Genomic DNA, 25712 nt, shown 5'->3' with positions numbered 1-25712 from the left:
CGGCGGTGACCCGTGTCCTGAACGTGACCGGCGGCCCCGGGCGGGGCCCGTCACCGCACCCGGCCGGCCCCCTCCCCCGGCACGACGGCGAAGACGTCCGGCGCCCGGCGGCCCGCCTCCGCGAAGGCCTCCGCGACCGCGCTGCGCACCCGGTCCGCCCGCTCCTCGGGCACGAGGGCGATCGCGGACCCGCCGAAGCCGCCGCCGGTCATCCGGGCGCCCAGGGCCCCCGCGGCGAGGGCGGTGTCCACGGCCAGGTCCAGTTCCGGGCAGGACACCTCGTAGTCGTCCCGCAGCGAGGCGTGGGAGGCGACCAGCAGCTCCCCGATGCCCCGGACGTCACCGGCCCGCAGCCGCTCGACGGTCTCCAGCACCCGGCGGTTCTCGCCGAGCACGTGCCGGACCCGGCGGGCGGTCTGCTCGTCGAGCGCGGTCAGCTCGGCCTGCTCCGGGACGTCGCGCAGGGAGGCCGCGCCGAGGGCGGCGGCCCCGCGCTCGCAGGCGGCGCGGCGGGCGGCGTAGCCGCCGTCGGCGTGGGAGTGGGCGACCCCCGTGTCCAGCACCAGCACCGTCAGCCCGTGCTCGGCCACCGGCAGCGGCACGAGCTCGGCCGCCTGGGTCCGGCAGTCCAGGAACAGCGCGGCTCCCGCCCGGCCCCGCAGCGAGGCCGACTGGTCCATGATCCCGGTCGGGGCGCCGACGAACTCGTTCTCCGCCCGCTGCGTCAGCCGCGCTATCTCGGGGCGGTCCAGACCCAGCCCCAGCAGGTCGTCCAGCGCCACGACGGTGGCGACCTCCACCGCGTGGGAGGAGGACAGGCCCGCGCCCACGGGGACGGTCGAGTCGAGCAGCAGCTCGAAGCCGGGGACCCGGACCCCGTCGAGGCCGGCGAGCACGTGCACGACCCCGGCCGGATAGGCTCCCCACCCGGGCACCGTCCCCGGGCGCAGCTCCGGGATCCGGAACCGCGCCCGGGACAGCCCGGAGCCGTCCGGGGCCCAGGTGGAGGCCAGGTCGACGACGTCGTGCCCGGCCGGCTCCCGTTCCTCGCCGTGCCCCGGTCCGGGCTCCTGCCCGTGCTCCGGCGCCGGCCCGGGATCGCGGCGCAGCCGGACGGCGACCATGGCGGAGCGGTCGATGGCAAACGGGAGCACGAAGCCGTCGTTGTAGTCGGTGTGCTCCCCGATGAGGTTCACCCGGCCCGGGGCCCGCCACACCCCGTCGGGGACGTGGCCGTACACCTCGGCGAAGCGCCGGGCGAGCTGCTCGGCCCGGACGGCGTCGTCGTGCGCGGGCGGCGGAGCGGTCTGTCGGCGGGTCATCGTGCGGCCTCCCTCAGGCGTGCGGCGGTCTGCTCGGCGGTGACGTCGTTGATGAACGCCCCCATGGCGGCCTCGGAGCCGGCGAGGAACTTCAGCTTGTCCTCGGCCCGGCGCGGGCTGGTGAGCTGCAGGTGCAGCCGGCCGGCCTCCCGGTCCGCCGCGTCCACGGGGGTCTGGTGCCAGGCGGCGATGTAGGGGGTCGGGGTCGTGTAGAGCCGGTCGACGCGCTGGACCAGGTCCTGGTACACCACTGCCAGCTCGTCCCGCTCGGGCCCGGTGAGCGCGGCGAGGTCCGGCACCTGCCGGTGCGGGACGAGGTGGACCTCCAGTGGCCAGCGCGCGGCATAGGGCACGAACGCGGAGAAGTGCTCGCCCTCGAGCACCACCCGGTCCCCGGAGGCGGTCTCGTCGGCCAGGACCTCCCCCATCAGCGCCCGTCCCGTGGCGGCCAGGTGGGCCCTCGAGCGGGCGGCCAGCCTGGCGGCGTGCGGAGCCGGATAGGGATAGGCGTAGATCTGCCCGTGCGGATGGTGCAGGGTCACGCCGATCTGCTCGCCGCGGTTCTCGAAGGGGAAGACGTGCCGGACGCCGGCCATGGCCGAGAGCGCCTCGGTGCGCTGGGCCCAGGCCTCCACCACGGTGCGCGCCCGCTCGAAGGGCAGGGACGCGAAGGAGCCCTGGTGCTCGGGGGTGAACACCACCACCTCGCAGCGCCCCACGGCCGGGGACGGGGCGCCCCACAGGGACCGCTCCCCCACCTGTTCCGGGTCCGGCAGTTCGGCCAGCTCCGGCCCCAGCGAGGGGAAGCGGTTCTCGAAGACGACGACGTCGAAGTCCTCCGCGGGGATCTCCGACTCCCGCCCGCCCGTGCTCGGGCACAGCGGGCACTGGTCGGCCGGGGGCAGATAGGTGCGCGCCTGGCGGTGGGCGGCCACGGCCACCCACTCCCCCGTCAGCCGGTCGAAGCGCACCTCGCCGCCACCGGACCGGGCGTCGAGGGGCCTGCGGTCCACGACGTGCTCCACGGGCGGGGTGCCGCGGTCGGAGAAGAACACGGCCTCCCGCCCGTCGGCGAGGTGGTGGGTGCGGTGCGCGAGGGTCCCGGCGCGTCCGGTGGGCAGGGGAAGTGTCATCGGACGGGCTCCAGTCGCAGGTCGGGGACGTGCTGGTTCAGGGTCTCGCGGTCCGCGGCGTCGAGGCCGTCGTCGGTCACGACGGTGTCGACCTCTTCGAGACCGGCGATGCGGTGCAGACCGGACAGGCCCCACTTGGTGGAGTCGGCCAGCACCACGCTGCGGTCGCAGCGCTCCAGGAAGAGGCGGTTGATCTCGGCCTCCATCATGTTCGGGGTGGTCAGCCCGTCGCGCACCGACAGCCCGTGCACGCCCAGGAAGCACAGGTCCACGTGCAGGGTGCGCAGGGCCGCGGTGGCCAGCGGGCCCACCAGGGCGTCCGAGGGGGTGCGGACGCCGCCGAGGAGGACCACGGTCTGGCCCGTGGCCGGCGCGTCCTGGAGCACGTCGGCGATGCGCGGGGAGTTCGTCACCACCGTGATCCCGGAGACGCGGCGCAGGGCGCGGGCCAGGGCGAAGGTGGTGGTCCCGGAGTTCAGCGAGACCGACATCCCGGGCTCCACCATGGCCTCGGCCGCGGCGGCGATCGCGGCCTTCTCCGGCAGCTGCAGCTCGGACTTGTGCGTGAAGCCCGGCTCGGCCGCGGAGGACCCCGCGGGCAGCTTCGCCCCGCCGTGCACCTTCTGCAGCTCCCCGTCCCGGGCCAGCCGGTCCAGGTCCCGGCGCACCGTCATGTCCGACACGCCCAGCTCGGCGACCAGGTCGGCGACCCGTACGGCGCCGGCCGCGCGGACGCGGTCGAGGATCTCCCGCCGCCGGCGGTCGGGAAGCATCTCGGTCATGGGTCCTCCTGGTTCGGCACAGGCCCGTCGAGGCCTCGGAATGGTGACTTGTCCCACAATACAAACATTTCGGTGTGTTTTTCAACAGGGTTGATGTTTGATTCTGTCGCTTCTACTATGACATGGAACACACCGATCGATCGCCTCGATCGAGTGCCCGCCCCCACCACCCCGATCAGCGACCAGGAGCCGACGTGACTGCTGTGACCCTCGAGCCGACCACCACCCTCGATCCGACCGGACCGTGCCGTGTCCACCTCCTGAGCGGGGGCGTATCGGTGCTGGTCGACCTCTCCGAGACCCTGCTGCCCTCGGTGGTGCACTGGGGCGCGGCGCTGCCCGGTCTCGACGCGGCCGAGGCCACCCTGCTCGTCGAGGCCGCCGTGCCCCACGGCACGGCCAACGGGCAGGACCTCCCGATGCGCCCCGACGTGCTGGGCAGCCGGCACACCGGCTGGAGCGGCCGGCCGGGACTCGTCGGGGACCGGGACGGCACCGGGTGGACCCCGCTCCTGCGGGTGACGGAGGCCTTCCTGGAGCCGGTGGACCCGCAGGAGGTCGCCACGGACGGGGCCCTGGTGAGCGTCGGCGCGGGCCGCCTGCACGTGGTGGCGGAGGACACCGGCGCGGGTCTGCGCGTGGTGATCGAGCTGGAACTGACGTCCTCGGGGCTGCTGCGGGCCCGCGCCACCCTGACGAACACCGCCGCCGGGTCCTACCGCGTCCATGAGCTCGGCCTGGTGCTCCCGGTGCCCGCCCACGCCCGGGAGGTCCTGGACTTCGCCGGGCACTGGGGCAAGGAGCGCGTGCCCCAGCGCCGGGAGCTCACCGTCGGCACGCACCTGCGGGAGGGACGCAAGGGACGCACCGGCGCCGACGCCGCCTACGTGCTGACCGCCGGGGAGCCCGGCTTCGGCTTCGCCGAGGGCGAGGTCTGGGGCCTGCACCTGGGCTTCTCCGGCAACCACCGCACGTGGGCGGAGCGGCTCTACGACGGTCACCAGGTCCTCGGCGCCTCCGAGCTGCTGCTGCCCGGAGAGGTGGTCCTGGCCCGGGGCGAGAGCTACACCACCCCCTGGCTGTACGGCGTGCACGGGCTGGGGCTGGACGAGCAGGCCGCACGCTTCCACGACTGGCTCCGGACCCGCCCCCAGCACCCGTCCCGGCCCCGGCCCGTGACGCTGAACGTGTGGGAGGCCGTCTACTTCGACCACCGCCTCGAGAAGCTGACCGCCCTGGCCGACCGCGCGGCCGCCGCCGGCGTGGAGCGGTACGTGCTCGACGACGGGTGGTTCGGCGCCCGCCGCGACGACAGCGCCGGGCTGGGCGACTGGGTGGTCTCCCCCGACGTGTGGCCGCAGGGCCTGTCCCCGCTGATCGACCACGTCACCGGCCTGGGCATGGAGTTCGGGCTGTGGTTCGAACCGGAGATGGTCAACCCCGACTCCGACGTGGCCCGCGCCCACCCCGAGTGGATCATGGGCCCGGGCGGTCGCCTGCCGACCGAGTCCCGCCGGCAGCAGGTGCTCGACCTGGGCATCCCGGAGGCGTACGCGCACGTGCGCGACCAGATGGTGGCTCTCCTGGCGGCGCACCCGATCGCCTACATCAAGTGGGACCACAACCGCGACCTGCTCGAGGCCGGCACCCACCCCGACGGACGCCCCGGGGTGCACGCCCAGACCCTGGCGACCTACCGGCTGATGGCCGAGCTGAAGGAGAGGTTCCCGGACCTGGAGATCGAGTCCTGCTCCTCCGGCGGCGCCCGCGTGGACCTCGGGGTCCTCGAGCACACCGACCGGGTGTGGACCTCCGACGACATCGATCCCTTCGAGCGCCAGCAGATGCACCGGTGGACCCAGCAGCTGATCCCGGCGGAGCTCATGGGCGCCCACATCGCCTCCGGCGCCTCGCACACCACCGGTCGCATGCACACCCTGCACTTCCGCGCCGGCACCGCCGTGTGGGGCCACCTGGGCATCGAGTGGGACCTCACCCAGGCCACCGAGCAGGAGACGTCCGAGCTGGCCGAGTGGGTCGCCTTCCACAAGGACCACCGCGGCCTGCTCCACTCGGGCAGGCTGGTGCGCCTGGACGCGTTCGACCCGGCCCTGCAGATCCACGGCGTCGTCGCCCCCGACCGCTCGGAAGCGCTGTTCGCCGTCGTCGCGGCCGCCCTGCCCGACGTCGAGCCGGTGGGCCGGTTCCGCCTGCGCGGCCTGGATCCGGACCGCCGCTACCGGGTCCGGGACGTCACCCCCGGAGCCGAGCCGCACGGGTTCCGCCGCCCGCCGTGGTGGCCCGGAGAGCAGGGCGCGGTCCTGTCCGGACGCGCGCTGCAGACGGTGGGCGTCCACGCGCCGTGGCTGGCCCCGGACACCCTGCGGATCCTCCGTCTCGAGGCCCTGTCCCCCGCCCCGCTCGCCACCCAGGATTGAGGCCACCCATGTCCACGACGACCCTCTCCCGCCGGCGCGGTGCGGCCGGCGCCCCCGGACGCCCACGACGGCGCGGACGACAGGACACCCGGATCGCCCTGGTGTTCATCGCCCCGGCCGCCCTCGGCTTCCTCGTCTTCCTCGCCTGGCCCACCGTGCGCGGCATCTGGCTGAGCTTCACCAGCTTCAACCTCCTCACCCCGTCCGAGTTCGTCGGCCTGGCCAACTACCGCCGTCTCGTGCAGGACCCCATCTTCTGGGACTCGCTGCTGGTCACGGTCCAGTACGTCCTGCTCAACATCGGCATCCAGACCGCGTTCGCCCTGCTCATCGCGCTGATGATGCACCACCTGACGCAGTCCACGTTCCTGCGCGGCGTGGTGCTCGCCCCGTACCTGGTGTCCAACGTGGTCGCGGCCATCGTGTGGCTGTGGATCCTCGACACCCAGTTCGGTGTGGCCAACCAGGTCATCTCGTGGGTGGGGCTGGACCGGATCGGCTTCCTCTCCGACGAGACCTGGGCGATCCCCACGATCGCGCTGATCAACGTCTGGCGGCACATGGGCTACACGGCCCTGCTGATCTTCGCCGGCCTCCAGACCCTGCCCCAGTCCGTCTACGAGGCGGCGCGGATCGACGGGGCGGGCGAGGTCCGCACCTTCTTCACCATCACCCTGCCCCTGCTGCGTCCGATCCTGGCGCTGGTGCTCATCATGACGGTGATCGGGTCCTTCCAGGTGTTCGACACCGTGGCCGTGACCACGGCCGGAGGACCCGCCAACGCCACCAACGTGCTCCAGCTCTACATCTACGACATGGCGTTCGGCCGCTTCCAGTTCGGCTACGCCTCGGCGATGTCCGTGGCCCTGCTCGTGGTCCTGGCCGTCATCACCTTCCTCCAGTTCCGTCTGACCCGCGCCGGGTCCACGGACCTGGCCTGACCCCGAGGAGTTCCGATGAACCCGACCCCTGCTCCCGCGCAGCCCGGAAGCGCTGCGCCCAGCCCCGCCGGCGCGGCAGCCCCGGTGGCCGCGGACCCCACGGACACCGGCCCCGCCCGCCCGGGCGCACCGCGCCGGCGGATCGCCCCCGGCAAGGTGCTCGCCTGGGCCTTCCTGATCGCCGTCGTCCTGGTGACGCTGTTCCCGTTCTACTGGATGCTGCGCACCGCGCTGTCCACGAACCCGGGGCTCCAGACCGACCCCTCCTCCTGGTTGCCGCCGGAGTTCACCTTCGGCGCCTTCGAACGCGTGCTGGGCCTGCAGTCCACCGAGGAGGCCCTGGCCGAGGGCGGATCCGGTACGGCGATGAACTTCTGGCGCTACCTGTTGAACTCCGTGGTGGTGGCCACGCTCATCACCGCAGGCCAGCTGCTGTTCTCGGCCATGGCCGCCTACGCCTTCTCCCGGCTGAAGTGGCCCGGGCGGGACAAGGTGTTCGGCCTGTTCCTGGCCGGGCTCATGGTGCCCGCCATCTTCACCCTGCTGCCCAACTTCGTGCTCATCAAGGAGCTGGGACTGGTGGACAACATGCTCGGCATCGCGCTGCCCACGATGTTCATGACCCCGTTCGCGGTGTTCTTCCTGCGGCAGTTCTTCATGAACGTCCCCGCCGAGATCGAGGAGGCCGCCCTGCTGGACGGCGTCTCCAAGGTCGGCGTGTTCTTCCGGGTGGTCCTGCCCATGTCGGCGGCGCCGATGGCGACACTGGGCATCCTCACCTACATGACCGCCTGGAACGACTACTTCTGGCCGCTGATGGTCTCCTACACGGACGCCTCCCGCGTGCTCACGGTGGCCCTGGGCGTCTTCCGGGCGCAGTCCCCGCAGACCGGCACCGACTGGGCGGGCCTGATGGCCGCCACCCTCATCGCCGCGCTGCCGATGATCCTGCTCTTCGCGGTCTTCGCCAAGCGCGTGGTCAACTCCATCGGCTTCAGCGGCATCAAGTAGGAGCTCACCATGACACGCAACCCCGCACTCTCCCACCGCCCCCGGCGCACGCCACGTGCCCGCGCGCGCCTGGCCCTGGCCGCGTCCGCCGCCCCGCTGCTCGCCCTCACCGGGTGCGGGGCGGGCGCCGACGCCGAGGCCACGGCCACCGGCGTCGTCGACTACTGGCTGTGGGACACCAACCAGCTGCCCGCCTACCAGAAGTGCGCCGAGATGTTCGAGGCCGAGCACCCCGACCAGGACGTGCGCATCACCCAGACCGGGTGGGACGACTACTGGACCAAGCTCACCGCCGGCTTCATCGCCGACACCGGCCCGGACGTGTTCACCAACCACGTGTCCAAGTACCCGCAGTTCGCCGAGCTCGAGGTCCTGGCCCCGCTGGACGAGCACCCGGCCACCGCGGCACTGGACCCCGAGGACTACCAGGACGGCCTCGTGGACCTGTGGACCGGACCGGACGGCCACCGGTACGGCGTGCCCAAGGACTGGGACACCGTCGCGGCCTTCTACAACGAGGAGCTGCTCGCCGAGGCGGGCCTGACCCCCGCGGACCTCGAGGGCTGGAGCTGGAACCCCGCGGACGGCGGCAGCTTCGAGGACCTCGTGGCACACCTGACCGTGGACGAGAACGGGGTCCGCGGCGACGAACCGGGCTTCGACAAGGACCACGTCGCCGTCTACGGCCTGGGCATCTCCGAGGCCGGCGGGAGCACCGCCGGCCAGGGACAGTGGTCGGCCTTCGCCGCCTCCAACGGCTGGCAGGTCACCGACGAGCCGCTGTGGGGCGACCACTACAACCTGGACGACCCCGCCCTGCACGAGACCCTCGACTGGTACTTCGGACTGACCGACAAGGGATACATGCCCCCGTACGGGCAGTTCAACGCCGCCGAGGGCGTCAACGCCCAGCTGGCCTCGGGATCGGCGGCCATGGTGCTGGACGGGGCCTGGATGATCAGCACCTACGCCGGCATCGACGACTTCCCCGTGGGGACCGCCCGCACCCCGGTGGGCCCCGACGGCACGGCCAGGACCATGCTGAACGGGCTGGCCGACTCGATCGTCAAGGACACCGACAACCCCGAGGGGGCGGCCCAGTGGGCGGCGTTCATGGGCTCGGCCCAGTGCCAGCAGGAGGTCGCCCGCGCCGGCGTGGTCTTCCCCTCCCGCCAGGACGCCACGCCCCTCGCCGCGGAGGCCTACCGGCAGATGGGCATCGACCCCGAGCCGTTCATCGCCCCGGTCGAAGAAGGCAACACCGTCTACTTCCCCGTCACCAAGTTCGGCGCGGACGTCTCGGCCCTGATGACCCCGGCCCTGGAGGACATCTACGCCAACCGGGTACCGGCCTCGACGCTCACCGAGATCAATGACGCCGTCAACGTCCTCTTCGAGACCGACGAGACCGAGGGCTCCTGACCCGGCCCGGGCCCCGAGGACACCCGTACCGGGGGCCCGGCACCATCCGGTGCCGCTCCACAGCCACCACCCGCAGCATCGCCTGCGGGAACTCCGAGAGGAAACACCCACCATGTCTTCTGTGCGCTACGCCAACGTGACCTGTCAGTACCCCGGGGCCGAACGGCCCTCGGTGACCGACCTGAACCTGGACATCGCCGACGGGGAGTTCCTCGTCCTGGTCGGACCCTCCGGGTGCGGCAAGTCCACCACCCTGCGGATGCTCGCCGGCCTCGAGGAGGTCACCGGCGGCAACATCTACATCGGCGACCGCGACGTCACCGACGTCCCCTCCCGGGACCGCGACATCGCCATGGTCTTCCAGAACTACGCCCTGTACCCGCACATGACCGTGGCCGAGAACATGGGCTTCGCCCTGAAGATCGCCAAGATCTCCCCCGAGGAGCGCCGCCGGCGGGTCGAGGAGGCCGCGAAGATCCTGGATCTGACCGACTACCTCGACCGCAAGCCCAAGGCCCTCTCCGGCGGGCAGCGCCAGCGGGTGGCCATGGGCCGGGCCATCGTGCGGTCCCCGCAGGTGTTCCTGATGGACGAGCCGCTGTCGAACCTCGACGCGAAGCTGCGCGTGCAGACCCGCACCCAGATCGCCTCGCTGACCCGCCGGCTCGGGGTCACCACCGTCTACGTGACCCACGACCAGGTCGAGGCGATGACGATGGGCGACCGGGTCGCGGTGCTCAAGGACGGGCTGCTGATGCAGGTCGACACCCCGCGCAGGCTGTACGACCGGCCGGCCACGGAGTTCGTGGCCGGGTTCATCGGCTCCCCGGCGATGAACCTCTTCCGCGTGCCCGTCACCGAGGCCGGGGCCCAGCTGGGCACGGTGCGGATCCCGTTGAGCCCCGCCCAGCGATCCGCCCTGAGAGGGTCCCAGGTCACGGTCGGGATCCGGCCCGAGGACCTCGCCCCGGCCGCGGAGGGCACGGGACTGCCGATCGTGGCCGACGTGGTCGAGGAGCTCGGCGCGGACGCCTTCGTCTACGGCCACCTCGCCCCGGTCACCGCCGCCAACACGATCGTGCCCGTGGACCCCACCACCGGGACGGCCGACGATCCCACCACCCACGAGTTCATCGTCCGTGTCGAGGGCCGGACCCCGCCGCGGGCCGGGACCACCATCTGGGTCGCCCCGGACCTGGCGCACGTGCACCTGTTCGACACCACCACCGGCAACCGCCTCCCCGACTGATCCGCAGGGCCCCGCAGCCCTGCCCCACCCCGCACAGCACGTCGTCCGACCCGACCCGGAGCACCGAGGCCCATGCACCCCTGCACCACCACCGGCAGCACCACCGACCCCCGAACCGACCCGTGGTGGTTCACCAGGCCCGACGGGTCCCTCGGGTCGCTGCCGCCGCGCGCGCATCTCACCTCCGACAGGCCCGAGCTCTCCCTCGCCGGGGAATGGGACTTCCGGTGGTTCCCCTCCGCGGCCGGCGCTCTCTCGGCGTGCCCCGATCCGACGGCGCCGGACGCCGTCTGGCCGGAGCGGGTTCCCGTGCCCGGCCACTGGGTGCTCGAGCACCTCGACGGCGACCGCCGGTTCGGCACCCCCTGGTACACCAATGTCCGGTATCCCTTCCCCGTGGACCCGCCCCACGTGCCGGACGCCAACCCGACGGCCGACCACCGCACGCGCTTCGTGCTCGACGATCTCACCGGCGGCGCGGGGAAGGACCTGCGCGCCGTGCTGCTGCGCTTCGAGGGCGTCGAGTCGGCCTTCCGGGTGTGGGTGAACGGACGGTGGGCCGGTCAGGCGATGGGCTCCCGGCTCACCCACGAGTTCGACATCACCGGCCTCGTCCGCTCGGGGGAGAACACCGTAGTGGTGCGGGTCCACCAGTTCAGCGCGGGCTCCTACCTCGAGGACCAGGACCAGTGGTGGCTGCCCGGGATCTTCCGCGACGTCCGCGTGCTCGGCGAGATGCACGGCGGGATCGACGACGTCCACCTCACCGCGGACCGGGACCCGGCCACGGGCGAGGGCGTCCTGGGCTGCCGGCTCACGGCCGCCGCGGACGCGTTCCCGGTGCGGGTGGTGATCCCGGAGCTCGGCCTCTCCGCCGCCGTGGACGGCCCCGGCCAGGTGGAGCTGCGCGTCGGGCCGGTGCGCGCCTGGACCGCCGAGGACCCGCACCTCTACGAGGTGCGCCTGCACGCCCGGGGGCAGGTCGTGACCCACCGGACCGGGTTCCGCCGCGTCGCGATCTCCGCCGACGGCGTCCTGCAGGTCGACGGCGCACCGGTGCGCTTCCGCGGGGTCAACCGGCACGAGTTCCACCCGCGCCGGGGCCGCGCCGTGGACGCCGCCCTCACCCGTGACGAGTATCGCCTCATGCAGGAGCACCACGTCAACGCGGTGCGCACCAGCCACTACCCGCCGGCGCACCACGCCCTGGAGCTCGCCGACGAGACGGGGCTGTGGCTCGTCCTCGAGGGCGACATCGAGACCCACGGCTTCGTGCAGCAGGGCTGGGAGCGCAATCCCTCTGACGATCCCGCGTGGCGGGACGTCTACCTCGACCGCACGGCCCGGATGTGGCACCGGGACAAGAACCACGCGAGCGTGGTGATGCTGTCCCTCGGCAACGAGGCCGGCACGGGCGCCAATCTGGCCGCTGCCGCGGACTGGCTGCGCCGGCACGACAGCCGTCCCGTCCACTACGAGGGCGACCACGACGCCGCGTACACCGACGTCTACTCCCGCATGTACCCGACGCCGCGCGAGACGCGCAGCATCGCCGCCGGCGATCGCGTGCCCTCCACGGACACCGCCGGTTCCGAGCGGATCTCCCGGATGCCGTTCGTGCTGTGCGAGTACGCCCACGCCATGGGCACGGGCCCCGGTGGTCTGGCCGAGTACGAGGACATCTTCCGCGCTCACCCCCGGTCCTGTGGCGGTTTCGTCTGGGAGTGGAAGGACCACGGCATCGCCACCGTCGCACCGGACGGCTCCCCGGTGCTCGCCTACGGCGGCGACTTCGGCGAGACCATCCACGACGGCAGCTTCGTGCTCGACGGGCTGTGCACCGCCGACGGCGCCCCCGGTCCCGGCCTGGTCGAGTACTCGGCGGTGATCGACCCGCTGCGCCTGGAGCTCGAGACCGGGCACGCGGTGGTCGGCAACGGGTACGACCACACCGTGCTCACCGGCCTCCGGCTGCGCTGGGCGCTGCGCACGGCCGAGCGGGAGGCGGTGCGCACGGGGACGACGGAGCTGGACGACCTCCCGCCCCGCGGGAGCCACCGGGTGGCCCTGCCCGAGTCACCGGGACCGGGCCAGCACCTCGAGGTGTCGGTGGAGGCCCACGGCCCCGCGGCCGGGCCACGGCGGCGCGACGCCCGGCTCGCCGGCCCGCCCGCCGTGCCCGTCGGAGCTCCGGGGCCCGCCGCGACGGCGCCCGACGCGGTCCGCGGCCCCGAGCTCTGCGTGTTCCGTGCTCCCACGGACAACGACGCCGGCACGATCGAGCCCACCCGGGAACTGTGGGCGGCCTCGCCGGCCGGGGACGCCACGGACTGGTACGCCTACACCGGCGCGGATCCGCGCGACACCACCAGCACACCGGGGATCGTGATCTCCACGGCGCGGCGCTGGCTCGACCACGGCCTGCACCGTCTCCAGCCCCGCACGCTGCCGCCCGTCCCCGGCGCACAGGCCGGCACGGTGCGCACGCTCTGGGCCGCGCCGGGCGCCGACCTGGCGGCCGCGCCGTTCGTGCTGACGCACCGCTGGAGCGGGACGGACGTCCCCGGCGCTCGGCGCCTGGAGCTGTCCTGGCAGCTGCCGGAACTGGACTTCCCGCTCGCGCGGGTGGGCTGCGTCCTGTCCCTGCCCGTGGATCCCGACGGGGACGTGGAGTTCGACGGCGACGGCCCGCAGGCCTCCTACCCCGACTCCTGTGCCGCCGCACGGTACGGCACGCACCGCCTCCCCGCGCGTGCTCTGACCGAGCCGGGTGCCCGCCCCCAGTCCTCGGGGAACAGGAGCGGTGCGCGGCGCCTCAGCATCCCCCTGCTGGACGGCACCCGTCTCGAGCTGCGGACGGTGCGGGCGGAGCTGGACGGCGCGCCCGCTCCCCGGGGCCTGCAGTGGACGCTCACGCCGTACCGGGACGTCGAACTCATGGCCGCGGGCCACCCGCACGAGCTGCCGGACACCGCCGGGCGCAGCTGGTTCCTGCATCTCGACGTCGGCCACCACGGTCTCGGCAGCCGCTCCTGCGGCGCCGACGTCTCCCCCGCGGCTCGGCTGCACGCCCGCAGCGCCCGCCTCGAGCTGCTCCTCGGGTTCGAGGCGGATGCCGGCCCGGGGGCGCCTCCGCCGTGAGCACGCCCCGGGGACGAGCCCGGCCGTCCGTGCTCATCCCCGGGGTGAGCCGGCAGACCTGGGCGTCGGAGGGCCCCTCCAGCTCCTCGATCCAGTCCACCCGCAACAGGTCGTCGCACACGGCGATGACAGTGGTGCGCACCGGGCCGGTGGCCTCGATGAGCTCCGTGACGGTGACGACCCCGGACTCGCGCATCACGTCCAGCACCGCGACGGTGTTGGTGCGGCGCAGCAGCTGCGGCGATGTTCCCGTACGACCCACGTGCACCTCTTGACCGTCTCGGACTGTGCTCCGCGCAACAGTCCAGACAGTGAATCGATGCTCTGCAGTTGTCGTCGGGGCGGTCAGAGCCACTCAAGCCCGTCGTCGTCGCCCGAGGAGAACCATGACCGAGACCCCCGGCGCTCCGCCGCCGTCCGCCCACCCGGCACCGGTGCAGCCGTGACGACCCTGCGCACCCGCCCGGTCGAGGAGGACGTCCCCGACGTGCTGACCCTCAACGCCAACGCGACCTTCGGCGAACTCACCCCGACCGGGATCGTCGCCGACTCCGCCGGCACCCCGGCGCTCGAGGACGTCGGGGTCACGCCCTTCCACGGCATGCTCGCCGATGCCTGGACGGCCCAGGCTCCGCCGGCGCCGCTCGTCCCGTACGTTGTCCCGGCCCGGTTCCAGACCGACTACACTGTCGCGTTCGCGTCCTACCTCATGGCGATGGCACCGCTGCTCGTGGTGTACGCCTTCGCCCAGCGGTGGGTCATCTCCGGCGTCACCCGAGGAGCAGTCGAATGAGCACCGATCACCAGCAGCAGGACATCACCGCCCAGCGGTCCGGAACCGGCAGCGGCGCCGGGGACGCCCCCGCGTGGTGGACCGACGCGGTCGTCTACCAGATCTACCCGCGGTCCTTCGCGGACTCCGACGGCGACGGCATCGGCGACCTCGGCGGCATCATCGCCCACCTGGACCACCTGCAGGACCTGGGCGTGGACGTCGTCTGGCTCTCCCCGATCTACTCCTCCCCGCAGGACGACAACGGCTACGACATCAGCGACTACCAGGACATCGACCCGGTCTTCGGCACCCTCGAGCAGTTCGACGAGCTGCTCGCCGCGGTGCACGCCCGCGGCATGAAACTGGTGATGGACCTCGTGGTCAACCACACCTCCGACGAGCACCCGTGGTTCGTCGAGTCCCGCTCCTCCCCGGACTCCCCCAAGCGGGACTGGTACTGGTGGCGCGCCCCCCGGAAGGGGATGGAGCCCGGCGCCCCGGGCGCCGAGCCCACGAACTGGCAGAGCTTCTTCTCCGGCTCGACCTGGGAGCTCGACGAGGCCTCGGGCGAGTACTACCTGCACCTGTTCTCCCGCAAGCAGCCGGACCTCAACTGGGAGAACCCCGAGGTGCGGGCGGCCGTGCACGCCATGATGCGCTGGTGGCTGGACCGCGGCGTGGACGGCTTCCGCATGGACGTGATCAACATGATCAGCAAGGACGTCGCCGAGGACGGTCACCTGCACGACGGGCCGCCGGTGGACGGGACGCCCTGGGGCGACGGCTCGGCGTCCTACCTCTGCGGTCCCCGGATCCACGAGTTCCTCCAGGAGATGCACCGCGAGGTCTTCGCCGGCCGGGACGCCGAGCTCATCACGGTGGGCGAGATGCCCGGGGTCACCGTGGAGCAGGCCCAGCTGTTCACCGACCCGGCACGGGCCGAGGTGGACATGGTCTTCCAGTTCGAGCACGTGGGCCTGGACCACGGCCCGGGGGGCAAGTTCGACCCGCACCCGCTGCGCCTGACGGACCTCAAGGCCTCGCTGGGCCGCTGGCAGGAGGGCCTGGAGGAGGTCGGCTGGAACTCCCTGTACTGGAACAACCACGACCAGCCCCGTGCGGTCTCCCGGTTCGGCGACGACGGCCCCGAGCACCGGGTGGCCTCGGCCACGTGCCTGGCCACGCTGCTGCACCTGCACCGCGGCACGCCCTACGTGTACCAGGGCGAGGAACTGGGCATGACCAACGCCCCGTTCGGGACGATCGAGGACTTCCGCGACATCGAGTCGGTCAACCACCACCGCCACGCCGTGGCCGCCGGGGCGGACCCGGAGACCGTGCTGGCCGGGCTGCGCTGGTCGAGCCGGGACAACGCCCGCACCCCGGTCCAGTGGACCGGCGGGGAGCACGCCGGGTTCACCACCGGCACCCCCTGGATCGCGGTCAACCCGAACCACCACGAGGTCAACGCCGAGGCCGCCCGGGCCGAGCCGGACTCGGTGTTCCACCACTACCGGCGCCTCATCGAGCTGCGGCACACCGAGCCCGTGGTCGCCCTGGGCGACTTCACCATGCTGCTGCCCCGCCACGAGCAGGTCTACGCCTTCACCCGGCGGCTCGACGACGTCGAGCTGCTGGTGCTCGCCAACGTCTCGGGCGAACCGGTCCGCGCCGATCTGCCCGCCGGCTGGGCCGGCGCCGAGCTGCTGATCGGCAACCGTCCCGGCGTCGTCGCCCCCGGCGAGGAGGGGCTGCTGCGGCCGTGGGAGGCCCGCGTGCACCGGCGGACCCGCGAGGCCGCGCGGCAGGCCTGAGGGGCCGGCCCGCCCCCGTGCGCCGCCGTCCCGGCGGCCCGCCCTCGATGGGCCCGCCGGGACGGCGGTGGCACAATGAACCGGTGCCGTCCTCCGACCACGACTCCCTGATCCCCCTGCTCGGCCGCGGCGACGCGCCGGAGCAGGTGCGCCACGTGCGGGAGCTCCCGGACCGGGACGCCGTGACCGCGCCGTGGCCCGAGCACCTCCACCCGGACGTGGTCGCGGCCTACGAACGGCTCGGCGTGCACGCACCGTACCTGCACCAGGTCCAGGCGGTCCTGGCCCCCCGGCACGTGGTGGTCGCCACGGGCACCGCCTCCGGGAAGTCCCTGGCCTACCAGGCGCCCGTGGCCGACGCCGTGCACCGCGGCCGGCTCGCGGCACTGGCCCATCCCGGCGTGCTCCACCACCTGGACGAGGCCACGGCCCTCTACCTCTCCCCCACCAAGGCCCTGGCCGCCGACCAGCTCAAGGGCCTGGACGCGCTGGGCCTGCCGACCCTGCGCGCCGCGACCTACGACGGCGACACGGACCCCGCGGAGCGCCGGTGGGTCCGGGACCACGCCGACGTGGTGCTGTGCAACCCGGACATGCTGCACTACGGCGTGCTGCCCAACCACGCGCGCTGGTCCCGGTTCTTCCGCCGCCTGAAGTACGTGGTGGTGGACGAGGCCCACTCGTACCGGGGCGTCTTCGGCTCGCACGTGGCCAACCTGATGCGGCGGCTGCGCCGGATCTGCCGTGCCTACGGGGCGGACCCGGTCTTCATCGGGGCGTCCGCGACCTCCTTCGAGCCGCACGCCTCCTTTGCCCGCCTCGTCGGCGTCCCGGAGGCCGAGGTGACGCCGGTGACCACGGACTTCTCCCCGCACGGGCCGGTCACCGTGGTGCTGTGGGAGCCGGAGCAGACGGACGGCGGTGGGGAGAACGACGCCCCGGTGCGCCGCACCGCCCTGGCCGAGACCGCCGACATGCTCACGGACCTGGTGCTGCACCAGGTCCGGACCATCGCGTTCATCAAGTCCCGCCGCGGCGCGGAGACGATCGCCCAGATCGCCCACCGCCAGCTGGAGGAGGTCGACCCCTCGCTGGCCCACCGGGTGGCGGCCTACCGCTCCGGGTTCCTCCCCGAGGAGCGGCGCGAGCTCGAGGAGGCGCTGCGCGACGGGCGGCTGCTCGGGGTCGCCAGCACGTCCGCCCTCGAGCTGGGCATCGACGTGGCCGGGCTGGACGCCGTGGTCGTGGCGGGGTGGCCCGGCACCCGGGCGTCCTTCTTCCAGCAGATCGGCCGCGCCGGCAGGGCCGGGCAGGAGGCTCTGGCCGCCTTCGTGGCCGGCGACGACCCCCTCGACACGTATCTCGTGAACCACCCGGAGGCGATCTTCGACGTGGACGTCGAGGCCACGGTCTTCGACCCCTCGAACCCCTACGTGCTGGCCCCGCACCTGTGCGCGGCCGCGGCCGAGCAGCCGCTGCGCGCCGAGGAGGTGGCCGGCTTCGGGCCCGCGGCCCCGGAGGTGCTCGGCTCCCTCGTGGCGAGCGGGCACCTGCGCCGCCGCCCGAACGGCTGGTACTGGACGCACCCGGAGTCCGCGGCGGGAATGGTCTCGCTGCGCTCGGACGGCGGCGGGCCGATCCGGATCATCGAGACGGACACCGGCGCGGTGCTCGGCACGATGGACGCCCCGCAGTCCCACTACCAGGCCCACCCGGGAGCCGTGTACGTGCACCAGGGCCGGACCTACATCGTGGACGAGCTGGACGAGGCGGGCTCGGTCGCCGCCGTGACGCGGGCGCACCCGGACTTCTACACCACCGCACGGGACGTCACGCAGGTGAGCGTGGTCGCCGAGGAGCGCTCGGAGCGCTGGGGGCCGGTGACCGTCCACTTCGGCCAGGTGCAGGTCACCACGAAGGTGGTCTCGTTCCAGCGCAAGGCCGTGGTCTCGAACGAGGTGCTGGGCGAGGAGCCCCTCGACCTCGGGGCCCGGGACCTGTTCACCAAGTCCGTGTGGTTCACCGTGCCGGGTCCCGTGCTGAGCGGCGCGGGGATCGAGGAGCCCGACGTGCCCGGGGCGCTGCACGCGGCCGAGCACGCCGCGATCGGCCTGCTCCCGCTCGTGGCCTCCTGCGACCGCTGGGACGTGGGCGGGCTCTCCACGGCCCTGCACGCCGACACGGAGCTGCCCACGGTCTTCGTCTACGACGGCCACCCCGGCGGCGCGGGCTTCGCGGAGCGCGGCTACGCCACGGCCGTGGCGTGGCTGCGCGCCACCCGGGAGGCGATCTCCTCGTGCGAGTGCGAGCACGGGTGCCCGTCCTGCGTGCAGTCGCCCAAGTGCGGGAACCGGAACAACCCCCTGGACAAGGCCGGCGCGGTGCGGCTGATCGACGCGGTGCTGCAGGACGCCCCCGGGATCTGAGTCCTCACGGAGGGCCGGTGGCCTCCGGCGGCCCCGCCCGGGACACGCCGCGGGCGGACCCGATCCGGGCGAGCGGCCCGTCGAGGGCCACGGTGGTGCGCACGTCGACGACGACGCGCCCCGGCTCCTCGAGCTTGCACTGCTCGAGCCGCGCCCCGTTCTCCCGGGCCACGCGCTCGGCGGTGCCGCACGGGTCGCCGGCCACGAGGCCCCGGGCGGTGTCGGCGGCGGCGAGCGCCGCGAGGTCGGCTGCCTTGCCGGCGCGGTGGGTCGCGATGCCCGCCTGCGCGAGCAGCAGCACGGTCAGCAGCAGCACGCCGAGCACCAGGGCGAGCGTCAGTGCGTGCACCGTGCCGCTCCCGAGGTCGCCGTCCCGGTCACGACCGCGGCGGCGCCCCTGCGGGCCCCGCGGCACCGGGCTTTCCGACATCGGGCACTCAGTCACCGTGCGCTCAGCCACCGTGTTCACCGGCGGCCCCGGCTCCCTCGGTCTCCGCGGCGGCGTCCGCGCGCAGCTCCCAGCCGCCCCAGGTCCCGAGGACGCCGGGGGCGGGGCCGGTGACGGTGACCGTCGCCGTCCCGGCGCTCCCGCCCAGCCGGACGGCGGCGTCCTCCCCGGCCACGCGCAGCGCCGTGGCGCGCACCACGGCGGCGCTCTCGCCGCGGGCGGCGGCCCGGGCCGAGGCCCGCGCCGCCTCCTCGTACCGGATCAGGGTCATCCCCGCCGCGGCGGCGGCCAGGAGCACGGCCAGGAGCAGCACGATCGCGGGCAGGAGGACGGCGGTCTCGGCGGTGACAGCGCCGCGGTCCGGTACTGCGGGCCGCGACCGGGACCCGGGGGAGCACCAGGGGATGGATCGGGAGCGGAGACGGGAGCGCGACCCGGGGAGAGCCCGGGTGCGGAGCCGAGGACGGGTCCCGGGACGGGACCGGGAACGACCCCGCGGGCGCGGACCGGCTGGACGGGAAGGGGGTCGGTCGGCGGTCATGGCGTTCTCCTCGGGCGGGACGGGGTGCGTGGTGGCGGGGGCCGGGCGGAACGGAAGAGGTCCGCCCGCAGGGACCGCGGCGCCGGGTGCGGCGCCGCGGCCCCTGCGGGCGGACGCTCAGACGCCGAGCGCCTTCTCGACGATCGCGGTCAGGAGCTCGCGCACCTGCCCGGAGGACAGCACCGCGGCCATGACGCCGCCGAAGGCCGCGGCGGCCAGCACGACCATGGCGTACTCCACGGTGGTCGCGCCGAGGTCCGCGTCCCCGGTCCGGGCGGGCGGGCGCGGCGGCGCCCCGGTGGTCCCGCGGACGGACGGCGCGGCGGGACGGGCCCCCGTGATGGTCCCCGGTGCGAGCCCCGAGAGGCTGCGGCGCCTCCGCGCGGACCGGGGCTGGGAGATCTGGAGCTGGGACATGACGTTCCTTTCGAGCAGGACGAACAGTGACGAGTAGGACGAACAGGACGAACAGGTGCTGGACGGGGTGTGCTGGAAGGTCCGCACCGGACGGTCCGCACGGGATGGCCCGCACGGGATGAGTGCGTGCGGCTGCGGGACGAGCAGTGCAGCACGGCGGTGCGGCACGGGAGACGCGGCGATGCCGGAGCGCTCCCGGAGGCCGCGCACGGCGTGGACCCGGTGCGGAGCGGGTCCGGTCCCCGCGGTCGGGGGCCCGCGGCTCCGGGCGCGGCGTGTCATCCGAACACCTCGGGGACGAGTCCCAGCACGACCGGCAGGACGCCCCAGCAGACGAAGGCCGGCAGGGAGCACAGACCCAGCGGCAGGACGAGCTGGACCGACAGCGACTCCGCGGCCCGCTCGGCGCGCCGGTAGGCCGCCCGCCGCACCTGGGCGGCCTGCGCGCGCAGGCTCCGGGCCGAGGGTGCCCCGGAGGTCGCGGTGAACGTGAGCGCCTCGCGGTAGTCGGCCAGGTGCGTGGGCAGCTCCCCCGCCGAGGCCCACGCCGTGTGCCACGGAAGCCCCAGCCGCAGCCGGGCGCCCACCCCCTCCAGGACGGTCCCGGTGGCGTCCCTCCGGCTCCCGCCCAGCACGGCCACGGCCTCCCCGAGGGGCAGGCCGGCGTCCAGCATGGCGGCGGTGAGCTCCACGAGGACGCCGGCGGAGACGTCCGTGCCGTGCGGCCGGCGGGCGGCCGGCCCGGACGTCCTCCGGAGCCGGGCGCGGGACGGGAGCACGGCCAGCACCGCGGCGGCCAGCAGGAGCAGTCCGGCGGCGGGTGCCGCGAGGGCGGTCATCGCGCCCCCACCGCCTCGGCGCGGCCGATCAGCGTGCGCGTCCACACCCGTCCGAGGCCCGTGAGCACCGCACCGCCGACGAGGGCGGCCAGCCCCCAGGGGGTGGTGAGGAGCGTGCGCAGCGGATCGACGCCCATGAGCATGCCCAGCCCGATCCCGAGCACCGGGAGCCACGTCAGGATCCGGACGGTGGAGCGGGGGCCGGCCAGGGCGGTGCCGCGTGCCGCCTCGGCGTCCAGCTCCGCCTCGAGGGCGTCGGCGAGGCCGCCGAGCAGCGCCGCGAGGGGCGCGCCGGTGCGCTCCGAGACCTCCCAGCACAGGCAGAGCTCGGCCGTGGTGGCGGCCGCCCGCCGCTCCAGCGGACGGTGGCCGAGCGCCGGGGCGGGCACCGCCGCCAGAGCGGTCGAGACGCCCAGCCCCAGCCGGGCGGCGGCCGCCACGGAGGCGCACAGCGTCCCGAGGTGCCGGCCGGTGCCCGTGCAAGAGCCCCCGTCCCCGGCGGGAGCCGCTCCGTCGAAGGCGGCCGCCGGGGAGCGGCCCGCCTGCAGCAGCGCCGCCAGCCGGCGCAGCAGCGCGACCCACTCGGCGGCCTCCGCCGCGGCGTCGCGCCGGAACCGGGCCCGCCACGGGACCGCGGGAATCGCGCCGGCGTGGGCCCGCGCGACCGACCGGACACGGTGGACCGGCCCGGCGAGCAGCGCCGCCGCGCCCCCGGCGAGGCACAGGCAGAGAGCCAGGGGGAGGACCGCGGCGGTGCTCACGGCCGCTGCCCCGCCGGTTCCTCGCCGCCGGCGGGCACACGCCCGAGCAGGGCGCACAGCCCGTCCCAGCCGGGACCGCGGCGCACCCGGTCGCGGTCCCGGACCGCCGCGGGCACCGTGACGAGGGCGTCGGCGCGGTCCTCGAGCAGGGACACCGCCCGCACCTCCCGGCGTCCTCCCGCGCGCGCCACGTGCACGACCAGGTCGAGGGCGCTCGCGGCCTGCAGCGTGACGGCCTCCCGGCTCATCCCGGCCAGGGCGCCGAGGGCCGCGAGCCGGGCGGGGACCGCCTCCGCGGAGTTGGCGTGCACGGTGCCCGCCCCGGCGTGGCCGGTGTTCAGGGCCGTGAACAGCTCGCGGACCTCGGCGCCCCGGCACTCCCCCACCACGAGCCGGTCCGGCCGCATCCGCAGGGCCTGCCGGACGAGCTCCGCCAGGTCGATGCCGCCCGCGCCCTCGGTGTTGGCGTGGCGTGCCTGCAGGCCGACCACGTGGGGGTGCTCGGGGCGCAGCTCGGCGGCGTCCTCGATGAGCACGATCCGCTCGTGCTCGGGGACGCAGGAGAGCAGGGCGTTGAGCACGGTCGTCTTCCCCGCCCCGGTGGCGCCGCTGACCAGGAAGCCGGCGCCCGCGCGCACGGCGCCCACCAGCAGCTCGGCGGTGCCGGGGTCGACGGTCCCCGCGGCCACGAGGTCCGGCAGGGACAGGGTCCGCGTGCTCCGGAAGCGGACGGAGAGCAGGGTCCCTCCCGTGGAGACGGGCGGGAGCACGGCGTGCACCCGGTAGCCGGCGGCCGTCTGGACGTCCGCGCACGGGTGGGCGGCGTCGAGCCGCCGTCCCGCGGCGGTGACGAGGCGCACGGCCAGGGCGCGCACCTCGGCGTCGGAGCCGAAGGGGGACGGGACGCGCCGCACCCCGGACTCGGTCTCGAGCCACACCTGGTCCGGCCCGTTGACGTAGACGTCGGTGAGCCCGCGGTGCGGCAGCAGCGGCTCGAGCGGGCCGAGACCGGTCAGCTCGGCGCGCACGGCCTGCACCGCGCGCAGGGTGCCGGCGGCCCCGAGCACCCTGCCGCCGGCGCGCACGGCCTCGGCGATGTCGGCGTCCGTGACCGGACCGGGGGCGGACAGCAGCCGGTCCCGCACGTCGTCCAGCAGGGCGGGCGGCAGCGCGGGCGGCCGGCAGGGGAGCGCGGCGCTCACCGGGGGACCCCGACGGTCTCGAGCAGGTGCGCCACGTCCCGGGCGAGCCGGCGGGAGCGGCCCGCCTCGAGCAGGCGGCCCGTCTCGGCGGCCTCGGGCACCGCGCCGGAGAAGCGCACGGAGCCCGCGACCGGCAGACCGGTCGTGGCGGCGGCGAGGGCGTCGTCGACGTCGGCGACGTCGAGCCCCGCCGGGACCAGACGGGCCGTGGCGCCCGTCAGGAGGCCCGCGGCCCACCGGGCGGCCAGCACGCCGCGCACCGTCCGGGGCGTCAGCACGAGGACCTCGTCGCACAGGGCCGCGGTGTCCGCCGTGCCCGGCCCCGCCCGTCCCAGGTCCACGACGACGAGGGCCGCCGCCCGGCGCAGCGCCTCGAGCACGGCGGCGTACGGCGCGGCGGCCCCGTCCGGCAGGGAGCGGTCCCAGGACAGCCAGCGCAGCTGCCCCGTCCGGGCCAGGGCCGGCCACAGCTGCTCGGCGTGCACGGTCCCGGCGATCCGGAGCAGGTCCGGCCAGCGCAGACCGTCCTGGTCCTCGAGCCCCAGCAGGACGTCGATGCCGCAGCCCGCACGGTCCCCGTCCACGAGGACGGCCGGCCGGTCCTCGTGCGCGGCCCGGTCGGCGAGCCAGCACGCCAGCGTGGAGGCGCCGGCCCCGCCCACGGCGCCGAGCACGCCCAGCACCCGTCCCGTGCCCGCGGGGCCGGCCGACCCGCCCGGGCCGGCCGTGAGCAGGTCCGCGAGCCACCCGGCGGCGTCCGGCAGCACGGCCACGGCGCAGCCGCCGAGCTCGGCCGCACGGTCCCAGACCCCCGGGTCCTCGGGCCGGCCCACGAGCACCGTGCCGGGCCGGACCCGGCCCCGCACGGCGTGGCGCACGTCCACGAGGTCGACATCCGCGGTCGTGCCCGGCGGCGGCGCGCCGGGCGGGTCGGCCAGCAGGTCGGCGCCGGCGGCGGCGCAGACGCGCTCGACCGTGGCGCGCAGCCCGGCGTCGTCGCTGACGAGCCGCACGGTGCGGGCACGGGCTCCGGGGGCGGGCAGCGGAGGGGCCGGGGCGGGGAGGTGGGCGGCGGTGCTCATGGCCCCACTGTCGGGGCGGCCGGGGCCGGACCGTCGGGGGCCGGGGCGCCGCTGTGGACGGCGCACCGGGTCCCCGCGGGCCCGGGGGCGTGTGCAGTCCGGGCACCGGCCTAGCGTGACGGACCCGTGCAGGACAATGGGCGGATGCACATCGTGGTGGGACCAGCGCAGGACGGCGGCGGCGGGCACCGGGTCCAGCCCCTGACGGGCGCCGGCGCCCCGGACGGCCCCGGGATCGACGTGCCCGCCGGGGAGCTGGCGGCGTTCGTCACCGGGCGCGAGGAGACCGCCCGGCGGGACGGGTCCACCCCGCCGCGCTGGACCTGGGAGCGCACGGGCGCGGTCTATCCGCAGCTGCTGGCCGCCGGCGCCCGGGTGGAGCGCTGCCACGACCTGCGGCTGTGCCAGGCGATCCTGGCCACGGCCGCCACCGCCCACGGGTCCGGCGCCGAGGGCCCGCTGCCCTACGAGCCGGTGCTCGCCCCGCTGCCCGCCGACGAGGCCCCCGGGCTGCTCCCGCCGCCGTCCCCCGCCGAGGACCAGTCCAGCCTCTTCGACCTTCCCCGGGCCACGGGCCCCGGCACGGCGGTGCTGGTCGAGGAGCTGCGCGCGCAGCTCACCGCGGTGGCGGGCGCCGTGGACCCGCGCCGGCTGACCCTGCTCCTGGCCGCGGAGTCCCAGGGCGCGCTGATCGCCGCGGAGATGCAGCACGCCGGGGTGCCCTGGCGGGAGGACGTGCACCGGGCCCTGCTGGAAGACGCGCTGGGCCCCGAGCCGGCGCCCGGGGAGCGGCCCCCGCGGATGGAGGCGACCGTGGCCCGGCTGCGGGAGGCGCTGCACGCCCCGGGGCTGAACCCGGACTCCCCGCAGGAGCTGCTCAAGGCCATGCGGGCGGCGGGGATCGACGTGACGAGCACCCGGCAGTGGGAGCTCGTGGAGTGGGCGCGGGCCGTGCCCGGCCTGGCCGCCCGGCGCCAGGAGCTGATCGAGCCGGTCCTGGAGCACAAGAAGCAGGCCAGGCTGCTCAGCGCCAACGGGTGGCACTGGCTGGCCACGTGGGTGCGGGACGGCCGCTTCCGCCCGGAGTACGTGGTGGGCGGGGTGGTCACGGGACGCTGGTCGGCCCGCGGCGGGGGCGCCCTGCAGATCCCGCACGTGGTGCGGGACGCCGTGCGGGCGGACCCGGGGCGCGTGCTCGTGGTGGCCGACGCCGCCCAGCTCGAGCCGCGCGTGCTGGCGGCGCTGGCCCACGACGACGCCCTGGCCGCCGCGTCCCGCGGCCGCGACCTCTACCAGGCCATCGCGGACCTCGGCGAGGAGCGGGGCTCGGAGCTGACCGAGCGCCCGCAGGCGAAGGTCGCGATGCTGGGCGCGATGTACGGGGCCACCACCGGCCAGTCGGGCCGGCTCATGCCGCACCTGGCCCGGATGTTCCCCCGCGCCGTGGACTACGTGGAGCGGGCGGCGCGCGTGGGCGAGACGGGCGGGCAGGTGTGCACGCACCTGGGCCGCTGGTCCCCCCGGCCGGGTCCGGAGTGGGACGCGGCGCAGCGGGACACCGCCACCGCGGAGGCCGAGCGGCGCGCCGGGGCGATGGCCCGCGGCCAGGGCCGGTTCACCCGCAACTTCGTGGTCCAGGGCACGGCGGCCGAGTGGGCCGTGTGCTGGATGGGCGCCATCCGCTCGGCGCTGGCGCGGGAGGGCGTCGACGCGGAGCTCGTGTTCTTCCTGCACGACGAGGTCGTGCTGCACTGCGCACGGGAGGACGCCGAGCGGGCCGCCGAGTTGGTCCGCGGCTGCGCCGAGCAGGCGGCCCGGCTGGTGTTCGGGCGGATCCCCGTGGAGTTCCCCGTCAGCGTGGCCGTGGTGGAGTCCTACGCGGACGCGAAGTGAGCCGCCCTCGGCAGAGGACCCAGCAGAAGGCCCAGCACGGGACTCGGCAGAGGGGTCCGCAGAGGACGCAGCACG

Annotated in this window: 20 protein-coding genes; 10 read left to right on the top strand and 10 right to left on the bottom strand. The window is 74.9% G+C overall.

What is annotated here, in order from left to right; translation table 11 throughout:
* Positions 1–50: 50 nt before the first annotated feature.
* From ACPYN7_RS00530 to ACPYN7_RS00520, 3 genes are read right to left on the bottom strand one after another with little or no spacing between them, the layout of a single operon-like run.
* A complete protein-coding gene (locus ACPYN7_RS00530) occupies positions 51–1322 on the bottom strand; it encodes a galactokinase (protein WP_424346375.1) in 1272 nt (423 codons plus the stop codon).
* Positions 1319–2455, bottom strand: coding sequence for a galactose-1-phosphate uridylyltransferase (gene galT, locus ACPYN7_RS00525; protein ID WP_424346374.1), 1137 nt, complete (start codon positions 2453–2455; stop codon positions 1319–1321). The genes ACPYN7_RS00530 and galT overlap by 4 nt, the downstream gene beginning before the upstream one ends.
* Complete coding sequence (locus tag ACPYN7_RS00520) at positions 2452–3237, bottom strand: DeoR/GlpR family DNA-binding transcription regulator (protein WP_082696869.1); 786 nt, start codon at positions 3235–3237, stop codon at positions 2452–2454. The genes galT and ACPYN7_RS00520 overlap by 4 nt, the downstream gene beginning before the upstream one ends.
* 194 nt (positions 3238–3431) lie before the next feature.
* On the opposite strand from ACPYN7_RS00520, the gene ACPYN7_RS00515 reads away from it, so the two are divergent.
* The 9 genes from ACPYN7_RS00515 (at position 3432) to ACPYN7_RS00475 (ending at position 18454) form a co-directional block, all read left to right on the top strand.
* The gene (locus tag ACPYN7_RS00515; RefSeq protein ID WP_424346373.1) at positions 3432–5675 is read left to right on the top strand and encodes an alpha-galactosidase; all 2244 of its coding nucleotides are present in this window, start codon (positions 3432–3434) and stop codon (positions 5673–5675) included.
* Between the two features lie 8 nt (positions 5676–5683).
* On the top strand, positions 5684–6616 hold the full coding sequence (locus ACPYN7_RS00510; RefSeq protein WP_424346372.1) for a carbohydrate ABC transporter permease: 933 nt from the start codon (positions 5684–5686) through the stop codon (positions 6614–6616).
* Between the two features lie 15 nt (positions 6617–6631).
* Complete coding sequence (locus tag ACPYN7_RS00505) at positions 6632–7627, top strand: carbohydrate ABC transporter permease (protein WP_424346371.1); 996 nt, start codon at positions 6632–6634, stop codon at positions 7625–7627.
* A gap of 9 nt (positions 7628–7636) precedes the next feature.
* Positions 7637–9049: an ABC transporter substrate-binding protein gene (locus tag ACPYN7_RS00500; RefSeq protein ID WP_424346370.1), complete on the top strand. Its 1413-nt coding sequence runs from the start codon at positions 7637–7639 to the stop codon at positions 9047–9049.
* Positions 9050–9161: 112 nt separating this feature from the next.
* Positions 9162–10298: an ABC transporter ATP-binding protein gene (locus ACPYN7_RS00495; RefSeq protein ID WP_424346369.1), complete on the top strand. Its 1137-nt coding sequence runs from the start codon at positions 9162–9164 to the stop codon at positions 10296–10298.
* A gap of 72 nt (positions 10299–10370) precedes the next feature.
* On the top strand, positions 10371–13439 hold the full coding sequence (locus tag ACPYN7_RS00490; RefSeq protein WP_424346368.1) for a glycoside hydrolase family 2 TIM barrel-domain containing protein: 3069 nt from the start codon (positions 10371–10373) through the stop codon (positions 13437–13439).
* Between the two features lie 442 nt (positions 13440–13881).
* Positions 13882–14232, top strand: coding sequence for a hypothetical protein (locus ACPYN7_RS00485; protein WP_424346367.1), 351 nt, complete (start codon positions 13882–13884; stop codon positions 14230–14232).
* Positions 14229–16028, top strand: coding sequence for a glycoside hydrolase family 13 protein (locus tag ACPYN7_RS00480; protein WP_424346366.1), 1800 nt, complete (start codon positions 14229–14231; stop codon positions 16026–16028). Before ACPYN7_RS00485 ends, ACPYN7_RS00480 begins: the two co-directional genes overlap by 4 nt.
* A 47-nt stretch (positions 16029–16075) precedes the next feature.
* Positions 16076–18454: a DEAD/DEAH box helicase gene (locus tag ACPYN7_RS00475; RefSeq protein WP_424346457.1), complete on the top strand. Its 2379-nt coding sequence runs from the start codon at positions 16076–16078 to the stop codon at positions 18452–18454.
* 4 nt (positions 18455–18458) lie between these two features.
* Here the strand turns inward: ACPYN7_RS00475 and ACPYN7_RS00470 are convergent, their stop codons facing one another.
* From ACPYN7_RS00470 to ssd, 7 genes are all read right to left on the bottom strand, one after another.
* Complete coding sequence (locus ACPYN7_RS00470) at positions 18459–18884, bottom strand: Rv3654c family TadE-like protein (RefSeq protein WP_424346365.1); 426 nt, start codon at positions 18882–18884, stop codon at positions 18459–18461.
* A gap of 22 nt (positions 18885–18906) precedes the next feature.
* Positions 18907–19308 (bottom strand): TadE family type IV pilus minor pilin, encoded by a 402-nt coding sequence (locus ACPYN7_RS00465; protein ID WP_058872623.1) that lies wholly within the window; start codon positions 19306–19308, stop codon positions 18907–18909.
* 252 nt (positions 19309–19560) lie between these two features.
* The gene (locus tag ACPYN7_RS00460) at positions 19561–19860 is read right to left on the bottom strand and encodes a DUF4244 domain-containing protein (RefSeq protein WP_082696864.1); all 300 of its coding nucleotides are present in this window, start codon (positions 19858–19860) and stop codon (positions 19561–19563) included.
* A gap of 278 nt (positions 19861–20138) precedes the next feature.
* Entirely contained in the window at positions 20139–20699 is a 561-nt protein-coding gene (locus ACPYN7_RS00455) for a type II secretion system F family protein (protein WP_058872405.1), read from the bottom strand.
* Positions 20696–21460 carry a type II secretion system F family protein gene (locus ACPYN7_RS00450; RefSeq protein WP_058872404.1) on the bottom strand — a complete coding sequence of 255 codons (765 nt, stop codon included), beginning with the start codon at positions 21458–21460 and terminating at the stop codon, positions 20696–20698. Before ACPYN7_RS00450 ends, ACPYN7_RS00455 begins: the two co-directional genes overlap by 4 nt.
* A complete protein-coding gene (locus ACPYN7_RS00445) occupies positions 21457–22662 on the bottom strand; it encodes a TadA family conjugal transfer-associated ATPase (RefSeq protein WP_424346364.1) in 1206 nt (401 codons plus the stop codon). The genes ACPYN7_RS00450 and ACPYN7_RS00445 overlap by 4 nt, the downstream gene beginning before the upstream one ends.
* The gene (ssd, locus tag ACPYN7_RS00440) at positions 22659–23744 is read right to left on the bottom strand and encodes a septum site-determining protein Ssd (protein ID WP_058872402.1); all 1086 of its coding nucleotides are present in this window, start codon (positions 23742–23744) and stop codon (positions 22659–22661) included. The genes ACPYN7_RS00445 and ssd overlap by 4 nt, the downstream gene beginning before the upstream one ends.
* A 144-nt stretch (positions 23745–23888) precedes the next feature.
* On the opposite strand from ssd, the gene ACPYN7_RS00435 reads away from it, so the two are divergent.
* Positions 23889–25637: a bifunctional 3'-5' exonuclease/DNA polymerase gene (locus ACPYN7_RS00435; protein WP_058872401.1), complete on the top strand. Its 1749-nt coding sequence runs from the start codon at positions 23889–23891 to the stop codon at positions 25635–25637.
* Positions 25638–25712: the final 75 nt, after the last annotated feature.

The organism is Kocuria sp. CH-021, from assembly GCF_049716185.1.
Classification (GTDB): Bacteria; Actinomycetota; Actinomycetes; order Actinomycetales; family Micrococcaceae; genus Kocuria; species Kocuria cellulosilytica.
Note: the sequence above shows the minus strand (reverse complement) of the source record. Positions and strands in the feature narration are given on the sequence as shown.